General features: G+C 76.4%; 3 protein-coding genes. All 3 read right to left on the bottom strand.

Annotation, left to right across the window (positions count from 1 at the left end):
• Positions 1–1,553 (bottom strand): type I polyketide synthase (locus tag ABTX81_RS39155; RefSeq protein WP_350555665.1); only part of this gene is annotated, 1,553 nt, incomplete at its 3' end.
• Between the two features lie 65 nt (positions 1,554–1,618).
• Complete coding sequence (locus ABTX81_RS39150; RefSeq protein ID WP_350555663.1) at positions 1,619–6,562, bottom strand: type I polyketide synthase; 4,944 nt, start codon at positions 6,560–6,562, stop codon at positions 1,619–1,621.
• Positions 6,562–10,218, bottom strand: a 3,657-nt coding sequence (locus ABTX81_RS39145; protein WP_350555661.1) for an SDR family NAD(P)-dependent oxidoreductase, incomplete at its 5' end; no start/stop codon positions are given. The genes ABTX81_RS39150 and ABTX81_RS39145, both read right to left, overlap by 1 nt.

Here is a 10,218-nt window from a genome sequence, read left to right as displayed (position 1 = left end):
CCCGGGGCGGCGTCACCGGCCAGCAGCGCGCCCAGCCGCTCGGCCTGGCCGCGCAGCGACGCGGCACTGCGCGCCGACACCACCAGCGGCACCACACCCGAACCCGGCAGCACCTCGGCGACGGCGGGCCCGTCCTCGGCGGCAGGAGCCTCGTCCTCGACGACCTCGGCCGGCGCCTCCTCGATGATCGTGTGGGCGTTGGTGCCACTGGCGCCGAAGGAGGACACGCCGGCCCGCCGGGGCTCCTCGTCCCGCTGCCACGGCCGGGCCTCCGTCAGCAGCCGCACCGCGCCGGACTCCCAGTCCACCTTCCGCGACGGCTCGTCCACGTGCAGCGTCGCGGGCAGCACCCCGTTCCGCATCGCCATCACGGCCTTGATGACCCCGGCCACGCCCGAGGCAGCCGCCGAGTGCCCGAGGTTGGACTTCAGCGAGCCCAGCCAGAGCGGCCGCTCCGCCGGCCGCCCCTGGCCGTAGGTGGCGAGCAGTGCGCCGGCCTCGATCGGGTCGCCCAGGGTCGTCGCGGTGCCGTGCGCCTCCACCAGGTCGACCTGCTCCGGCTTGAGCCGGGCGTCGGCCAGGGCGGCCCGGATCACCCGCTGCTGGGCGGGGCCGTTCGGGGCGGTGAGGCCGTTGCTGGCGCCGTCCTGGTTGATCGCGCTGCCCCGGACGACGGCGAGCACCGGGTGCCCGTTGCGCCGGGCGTCCGACAGCCGCTCCAGCAGCAGCACCCCGACGCCCTCCGCCCACACGGTGCCGTCCGCCGCCTCGGAGAACGCCCGGCAGCGCGCGGTCGGGGACAGCGCCCGCTGCCGGCTGTACTCGATGAACCCGGTCGGGGTGGCCATCACCGTCGTGCCGCCGGTCAGCGCCATCGACGACTCGCCCTTGCGCAGCGACTGGCAGGCCAGGTGCAGGGCCACCAGGGAGGACGAGCAGGCGGTGTCGACCGTGACGGCCGGCCCCTCCAGACCGAGGGTGTAGGAGACCCGGCCGGACAGGATCGCGCCGGACGCGCCCAGCGACATCTGCCCTTCCAGCCCCTCGGGGAGCTCGGTGACATTGCTGCCGTAGTCGAAGTCGGTGGCCCCGATGAACACGCCCGTCCGCGAGCCGCGCAGCGCTCCGGGCGTGACCCCGGCGCGCTCCAGCGTCTCCCAGGCGACCTCCAGCAGCAGCCGCTGCTGGGGGTTCATCGACAGCGCCTCGCGCGGCGAGATGCCGAAGAACGGGGCGTCGAACCGGTCGACGTCATCCAGGAATCCGCCCTCGCGGACATAGGTGCGGCCCTTGCGGTCCGGGTCCGGGTCGTAGAGCGTGTCGAGCTCCCAGCCGCGGTCGGCGGGGAACGGCGTGATCGCGTCCCGGCCCTCGGCGACGAGGTCCCACAGGTCCTCGGGGGTCCGGACGCCGCCCGGGAAGCGGCAGCCCATCGCCACGACCGCGATCGGCTCGTGCTCCTTCTCCTGGAGCTCCTCCAGGCGCTGACGGGCCACCCGCAGGTTGGCGGTCGCCCGCTTGAGGTAGTCGCGAAGCTTCGCCTCGTTCTCCATCACTCGTCAGCTCCTCGAAGACCGTGAAACGGAAAGGCCGTGGGTGGGTGTGCGGTGGCGGCGGTTCATGCGATGTCGTCGAGTTCGAGGTCGAGCAGGTCGAACATCTCCTCGTCGGTGGCCGCTTCGAGGTCGTCGACGGTGCCCTGCTGCTCGGCGGAGGCGGACCAGGTGCGCAGCAGCGACTGCAGGCGTTCGGCGACCGCGGCGCGGGCGGCCTCGTCGGGGTCCAGGACCGCCAGCGAGGCCTCCAGCCGGTCCAGTTCGGCGAGGACGGGCCCGGCGGGCGAGCCGCCGTCGGGCAGCAGCTCGGCCTCCAGGTAACCGGCGAGCGCGGCGGCGGTCGGGTGGTCGAAGACCAGCGTGACCGGCAGCCGCAGCCCGGTGGCCACGCCCAGGCGGTTGCGCAGCTCCACCGCGGTGAGCGAGTCGAAGCCCAGCTCCTTGAACGCCCGTTCGGCCTCGACGGCGGTGGAGTTGGGGTGGCCGAGCACGACGGCGGCCAGCGACCTGACCAGGTCGAGCAGCATCCGCCGGCGGTCCGGGGCGCCCAGCGGGGCGAGCCGCCGCAGCAGGGCCTCGGCGTCGGCGGTGTCCTCGCCCTCCGGGCCCGGGGCGGCGGCGAGCGCCTCCCGGGCCTCCGGCAGGTCGCGCAGCAGGGGCAGCGGCCGGCCGGCGGCGAGCGCGGGCGCGAACCGCTCCCAGTCGAGGTCGGCGACGACCTGGCACGGCTCGCCGGCGCCGACCGCCCGGAGCAGCGCGTCGCCGGCGCGGTCGCCGGCCATCGGGGCCGCGCCGCGGCGGCGCAGCTGCTCGGCCACCGCCGCGTCGATCATCCCGCCGTCGGCGAGCGCGCTCCAGGCCACCGAGGTGGCGGCCAGCCCGTCGGCGCGGCGCTGGCGCGCCAGCGCGTCCAGGACGGCGTTGGCCGCGGCGTAGCTGCCCTGGCCGGCGGCGCCCACGGTGCCGGCGATGGAGGAGAAGAGCACGAACGCGGACAGCTCGCGGTCCTTGGTGAGCTCGTGCAGGTTCAGCGCCCCGGTCACCTTCGGCCGAAGCGTCCGGTCGGCCTGCTCGGCCGTCAGGGTGTCGAGGACGCCGTCGTCGAGCACGCCCGCGGCGTGCACCACGGCGGTCAGCGGCGGGTCGTCCGGCAGGGAGTCCAGCAGGCCGGCCAGCGCGGCGCGGTCCGCGACGTCGCAGGCGGCGACCGTGACCCGGACGCCGGAGGCGGTGAGTTCGGCCTCCAGCTCCCCGGCGCCGGGTGCCGCCGGGCCGCGCCGGCCGACCAGCACCAGGTGCTCGACGCCCTCCTCGGCCAGCCGGCGGGCCACCGCCGCGCCCGCGCCGCCCGTGCCGCCGGTGATCAGCACGGTGCCGCCCGGCTGCCAGCCGGCCGAGGGCGCCGGTGCGGCGGCGCGCAGCAGACGGCGGGCGAACACGCCCGCGCCGCGCACCGCGAGCTGGTCCTCGAACGCCTCGCCGTCCAGGCCGGCCCGACCGGCCAGCACACCGGCCAGCCGGGCCACCGCCCGGTCGTCGAGGACGGCCGGCAGGTCGACCAGGCCGCCCCAGCGCTGCGGGGACTCCAGGGCGGCCACCGCGCCCAGCCCCCAGACGGCCGCCTGGGCGGGGCTGTCGAGCCGCTCGGCGGCGTCGGTCGACACCGCGCCCCGGGTCGCCAGCCACAGCGGCGCCTCGATCCCGGCGTCGCCCAGCGCCTGGACCAGCGTCAGGGTGAGGGCGAGCCCGGCGGGGACGGACGGGGCACCGGGCCGGGGTGACTCGTCGAGGGCGAGCAGCGAGAGCACTCCGGTGGGCGCCGTCGCGCTGTCCGCCGGCGCCGCGCCGATCAGCCCGGCCAGGGCGGCGCGGTCCGTGCCGGCGGCGATCTCGACGGGAACGAGGTCCGCGCCGAGGGCGGCGAGGCCGGCGAGCACGGCCGAGGCCGGCTGGTCGGCGGTGTACCCCGCCGGGACGGCGACCAGCCAGCAGCCCGTCAGCGACGCGCCGGCCGGGTCGGGGAGCGGCCGCCAGCCGGTCCGGTACCGCCAGGAGTCCAGTGCCGCGCCCTGTGTGGTCCGGCGGCGCCAGGCGGACAGCACGGGCAGCGCCGGGCGCAGCGCGTCGGCCGTACCGGGGTCCGCCGTCCCGTCGCCGGTGGCGTCCAGCGTCGCGGCCAGCGCGGGCAGGTCCTCGCCCTCCACCGCCGCCCAGAAGGCGGCCTCCGCCGGGTCCTGCGCGCTCCCGGACGCCGGCGCGGAGGTCTCCAGCCAGTACTGCTGGTACTGGAAGGGGTAGGTGGGCAGCTCCACGGCGCCGGCGCGCGGAGCGGGGTGGACGGTCGTCCAGTCGACCGCGGCGCCCCGGACGTACGCCTGGGCCAGCGACAGCAGCATCCGGTCGGGCCCGCCCTCGTCGCGGCGCAGCGAACCGACCACGGCCGCCTCCGCGCCGACCGCCTCGATGGTCTCCTGCACGGCGAAGGCCAGCACCGGGTGCGGGCTCACCTCGATCAGGATCCGGTGGCCGGCGGCCAGGATCCGGCGGGTGGCCTGCTCCAGCTGGACCGTCCGGCGCAGGTTCCGGGCCCAGTACTCCGCGTCCAGGGTGGAGGTGTCGACGGGCTCGCCGGTCACCGTCGAGTAGAAGACCGTCTCGCACGGGCGGGGACCGATCGGGGCGAGCAGCTCCAGCAGCCGGCCGTGGATCCGCTCCACCTGCGGCGAGTGCGAGGCGTAGTCGACGGGGATGATCCGCGCGCGCACGCCGTCGGACTCGCAGGACGCCAGCAGCTCGCGCAGCGCCCCGGGTTCGCCGGAGACCACCATCGAGCCGGGCCCGTTGACGGCGGCCAGCGACAGCCGCTCGCCCCACGGCGCCATCCGCGCCAGCAGCGCGTCCTGCGGCAGCGAGACGGACATCATCCCGCCGTCGCCGGACAGCTCCCGCAGCGCCTGGCTGCGCAGCGCCACCACCCGGGCGGCGTCCTCCAGCGACAGCGCGCCCGCGACGCACGCGGCGGCGATCTCGCCCTGGGAGTGTCCGGCCACGGCGGCCGGCTCCACGCCGTAGGAGCGCCAGACGGCGGCGAGGGCCACCATCACCGAGAACAGCAGCGGCTGGACCACGTCCACGCGGTCCATCGAGGGCGCGCCCGGCACGCCGCGCACCACCTCGTCCAGCGACCAGTCCACGAACGGCGCCAGGGCGCGCTCGCAGTCGGCCATCGTCGCGGCGAACACCGGTGAGGCCGCGAGCAGTTCCTCCGCCATGCCGGCCCACTGCGAGCCCTGGCCGGGGAACAGGAAGACCGGGCGGGAGGTGTTCCCCGCGACGCCCTCGGCCAGCCCCGGCGCGGCGGCACCGGCGGCGAGCGCCTCCAGGGCGGTGCGGAAGTCCTCGCGGGTGCGGCCGACGACGACGGCGCGGCGCTCGAACGCGGAGCGGGTGTGCGCGAGCGCCGCCCCGACCTCGGCCGGGCCGTAATCCGGGTGGCGGTCCAGCTGCTGCCGCAGCTGGACGGCGCGGGCCCGCAGCGCCGCGTCGGTCCGGGCCGACAGCGGCCAGGCCTGCGGGGCCGCCGGGCCGGTGGTGACGGGCTCGTCGTCGTCCTCGGCCGGCGCCTGCTCCAGGATGACGTGCGCGTTGGTGCCGCTGACCCCGAACGCCGACACCGCGCCCCGGCGCGGGCGCCCCAGCTCCGGCCACGGGGCGGCCTCGCGCAGCAGCTCGACGGCGCCCGCCGACCAGTCCACGTCGTGGGAGGGCTCGTCGATGTGGAGGCTGCCGGGCAGCACCCCGTGACGGATCGCCTGGACGGTCTTGATGATGCCGCCGACCCCGGCGGCCGCCTGGGTGTGGCCGATGTTGGACTTCAGCGAGCCGAGCCGGAGCGGCCGGCCGGCCGGGCGGCCCCGGCCGTAGGTGGCCAGCAGCGCCTGTGCCTCGATCGGGTCGCCGAGCCGGGTGCCGGTGCCGTGCGCCTCCACCAGGTCGACGTCGGCGGTGGTCAGTTCGGCGGAGGAGAGCGCCTGCTGGATGACGCGCTGCTGGGCGGGGCCGTTGGGCGCGCTCAGCCCGTTGCTGGCGCCGTCCTGGTTGATCGCGCTGCCCCGCACGACGGCCAGCACCGGGTGCCCGTTGCGCCGCGCGTCCGACAGCCGCTCCAGCAGCACCATGCCCGCGCCCTCGCCCCAGCCGGTGCCGTCGGCGGCGGCGGCGAACGCCTTGCAGCGGCCGTCGGGCGCCAGGCCCCGCTGGCGGCTGAACTCGACGAAGACCCCGGGGTTGGCCACGATCGCGGCGCCGCCCGCCAGGGCCAGCGAGCACTCGCCCCGGCGCAGCGACTGCACGGCCAGGTGGAGGGTCACCAGCGAGGACGAGCACGCGGTGTCCAGGGTGACGGCGGGTCCCTCCAGGCCGAGGGTGTAGGAGATCCGGCCCGAGGCCACGCTGGTCACGTTGCCGATCAGCAGGTGGCCCTCGACGCTCGGGTCCGCGACCGCCGGATCGCCCCCGTACTGGAAGGAGGTCGCGCCGACGAAGACGCCCGCCTTCTCCCCCTTCAGCGACAGCGGGTCGATCCCGGCCCGCTCGACGGCCTCCCAGGAGACCTCCAGCAGCAGCCGGTGCTGCGGGTCCATCGCCAGCGCCTCGCGCGGTGAGATCCCGAAGAAGGCCGGGTCGAAGCGGCCGGCGTCGTAGAGGAAGCCGCCCTGCCGGGTGTTGCAGGTGCCGGAGGTGGCCGGGTCCGGGTCGTAGAGGGCGTCCAGGTCCCAGCCCCGGTCGGTGGGGAACGCGGAGACCGCGTCCCGGCCGGCGGCGACCAGCTCCCACAGGTCCTCGGGCGAGCGCACCCCGCCCGGGAAGCGGCAGCCCATGCCCACGATCGCGATCGGCTCCCGCTCCCGGTCCTGCACCTCCTGCAGCCGCTGACGGGTCCGGTGCAGGTCGGCGGTGACCCGCTTGAGGTAGTCGAGCAGCTTCTCTTCTTGCTCGTTGGCCATCAGGACGCCCCGAAGTCGTTGTCGATCAGCTTGAAGATCTCGTCGGCGGAAGCGGTCAGCAGCTGCTCCTCGACCGAGGCCGGGGCGCCGCCCTGCGGGGCGCCGCCGGTGCCGGTGCTTTCGAGCCGTGCCATCAGGTCCTGCAGACGCGTGGTGAGCCGCTCCCGCAGACCGCTGTCCGCGGTGATCTCCGCCAGCGCCTCCTCCCACCGGTCCAGGTCGTCGAGGACCGAGTCGGCCGTCAACGGCTGCGGCGGGAACAGCTCGGCCCGCACGAACCGGGCGAGCGGGGCGGGGGCGGGGTAGTCGAAGATCAGCGTGGCCGGCAGCGACAGCCCGGTGGCGGCGTTCAGCCGGTTGCGCAGCTCCACGGCCGTGAGCGAGTCGAACCCCAGCTCCTTGAAGGCGCGGTCGTCGGCGATCGCGTCGGGGGAGGAGTGGCCGAGGACGGCCGCGGTGTGCGTGCGCACCAGGTCCGTCAGGATCCGCTCGCGCTCCGCGTCCGGCAGGCCGGCCAGGCCGTCCGTCACGCCGCCGGCGCTCTCCCGCCCGGCGGCCTCCGGCTCGGTGGCCCCCTCCAACGCCCGCCGGACCTCCGGCAGTTCGTCGATCAGCGGGCGGCGTCGGGCGGCGGTGAAGCCCGGCACGAACCGGTCCCAGCGCACATCGGCGAGCACCAGCGTCGTCTCCTGGCGGGCCAGCGCCCCGTGCAGGGCCGCCACCGCCAGGTCCGGTGCCATCGGCGGCAGGCCCCGGCGGCTGAGGTGCTCCTCCACGCCCTCGCCCTCGATCATGCCCCGGTCCGCCCACGGGCCCCAGGCCACCGAGGTGGCCGCCAGACCGCGGGCCCGGCGCCGCTCGGCGAGCGCGTCCAGGAAGGAGTTGGCCGCGGCGTAGGCGCCCTGGCCGCCGCTGCCCCAGGCGGCGGCGACGGACGAGAAGAGCACGAACGCCTCCAGCCGGGAGCCGTCGAGGAGTTCGTCGAGGTGGACGGCCCCGGACACCTTGCCCTCGGCCATCGCCGCGAAGTCGGCCGGCGTGCTGTCGGCGAGCTGCCGGAAGTGGACCACCCCGGCGGCGTGGAACACCGCCCGGACGGGCGAGCCCTCGGCCTCCAGGCCGTCCAGCAGTCCGGCCAGCGCCGCCCGGTCCGCGACGTCGCACGCGGCGACCGTCACCCGGGCGCCCAGGCCCCGCAGTTCGGCCGCGAGCTCCTCCGCCCCCGGCGCCGCCGGGCCGCGCCGGCTGGTGAGCACCAGGTGCCCGGCGCCGGTGCGGGCCAGCCAGCGCGCCACCTGGGCGCCCAGACCGCCGGTGCCGCCGGTGATGAGCACGGTGCCGCCGGGCTCCCACTTGACCGCCTCGGCCGGTGCGCCCAGCGGAGCGTGCACCAGCCGCCGGACGAAGACGCCCGCGGTGCGCACCGCCAGCTGGTCCTCGTCGCCCGCGGCGGCGAGGATCCCGGCCAGCCGGGCCGCGGCGCGCTCGTCGACGGCGGCGGGCAGATCGACCAGGCCGCCCCAGCGCTCGGGGTGCTCCAGGCCGGCCACCCGGCCCAGGCCCCACACGGTCGCCTGCCCGGGGCGGTCGACCGGGTCGGTCGGGCTGACCGAGACGGCGGCGCGGGTCGCGAGCCACAGCGGGCAGCCGATCCCCGCGTCCCCGAGCGCCTGCACCAGGGCCAGGTTCAGCGCCAGGCCGTGTGGCAGGACCGGGTGCCGGGGGTCCGGCCCGTCGGCGAGGGCGAGCAGGGACAGCACGCCCGCCGGCGCCTCGCCGGCCGCGGCCTCGCGCAGTTGCGCGGCGAGCGTGTCGCGACCGGCCTCGGCCGGTTCGACGGTGACCGTCCGCGCTCCGCGCTCCGCCAGGGCGCGCAGCACGGCGGTGTGCGCGTCGCCGTCGGCTTCCGCTGCGGGCACGGCCACCAGCCAGGTGCCGGACAGCGTGCCTCGCGGCTCGGCGGCCACCGGGTGCCAGGCGATCCGGTAGCGCCAACCCTCCATGGTGGCCTGGTCGTTCTGCCGGCGGTGCCAGGAGGACAGCAGCGGCACCATGGCGCTCAGCGGCGTGGCGGGGTCGACTTCGAGCATCGCCGCCAGGGCGTCCGGGTCCTGGTGCTCGACGGCCGCCCAGAACCGCCCGTCCACGGCGGCGGCCGGCGACCCGGAGGCGAGCTCGTGCGCCCCGGCGGTCGGCGCGTCGGCGACGGCCGGCGTCGCGAACCAGTAGCGGTCGCGCTGGAAGGCGTAGGTGGGCAGGTCGACGCGGTGGGCGTCGGGGAAGACGGCGCTCCAGTCGATGGGCAGGCCGGTGGTGTGGATGCGGCCGAGTGCGGTGACGGCGGCTTCCTCCTCGGGGTGGTTCTTGCGGAGGAGGGGGATGAACTCGCCTGAGTCGACGCAGGTTTGGCCCATGGAGGTGAGGGTGGCGGCGGGGCCGAGTTCGATGTAGCGGGTGACGCCTCGGCCTTCCAGGGTGGTCATGCCGTTGTGGAAGCGGACGGCTTCGCGGACGTGGCGGACCCAGTAGTCGGGTGAGCGGACGAGTTCCGGGGGCGCGACTTCGCCGGTGACGTTGGAGACCAGGGCGATCGTGGGCTCGTGGTACTCCAAGCCCTGGGCGATCTGCCGGAACTCCTCCAGCATCGGCTCCATCAGGGGCGAGTGGAAGGCGTGGCTGACGCGCAGGCGGGTGGACTTCCAGCCGCCCGCTTCCACGATGGCCAGGACCGCTTCCTCGTCGCCGGAGATGACGGTGGCGGTGGGGCCGTTGAGGGCGGCGATGGAGACGCGGTCCTCGTGGCCCGCCAGGAACGGCAGGACGTCGTCCTCGGAGGCGATGACGGAGACCATGGCGCCGCCGGTGGGCAGGGCCTGCATCAGCCGGCCACGGGCGGCCACCAGGGCGCAGGCGTCGGCGAGCGACCAGACGCCGGCGACGTGGGCGGCGGCGAGTTCGCCGACCGAGTGCCCGACGAGGAAGTCGGCGCGCACGCCCCAGGATTCGACGAGGCGGTAGAGCGCGACCTCGATCGCGAACAGTGCGACCTGGGCGTAGCCGGTCCCGTCCAACGCGGTGGCGTCCGAGGAGATGACGTCGCGCAGCGGGCGGTCGAGGTGCTCGTCGACGACGGCGCAGACCTCGTCGAACGCGGCCGCGAACACGGGGAACGCCGCGTGCAACTCCGCTCCCATGCCGAGCCGTTGTGCGCCCTGGCCGGTGAACAGGAACGCGGTCAGTCCGTCGGTGGCCTGCGTGCCGGTGGCGTCGTCCAGGGCGCGCAGCAGGTCCTCGCGGTCCCGCCCGACGGCCACCGCGCGGTGTTCGAAGGCCGTCCGGCCGGTCGCCAGCGAGTAGCCCACGTCCACGGGCGACAGCCCGGGCGAGGCGGTGACGTACTCCCGCAAGCGCTCGATCTGGGCCCGCAGCGCGGCGGCGGACTTGCCGGACACCACCCACGGCACCACGGATCCCGCAGCCGCGGACGGAGTATCGGTGACATCCGGTGCCTGCTCCACGATGGCGTGCGCGTTGGTGCCGCTGATGCCGAAGGCGGAGACGCCGGCCCGGCGCGGGGCGCCGGTCTGCGGCCAGGGCCGGGCCTCGGTCAGCAGCTCGACCGCGCCCGCCGACCAGTCGACGTGCGGCGAGGGCTC

Origin of the sequence: Kitasatospora sp. NPDC097605 (genome assembly GCF_040302725.1) — a bacterium.
Lineage (GTDB): Bacteria > Actinomycetota > Actinomycetes > Streptomycetales > Streptomycetaceae > Kitasatospora.
This window is presented reverse-complemented; position numbering and strand designations above follow the sequence as displayed.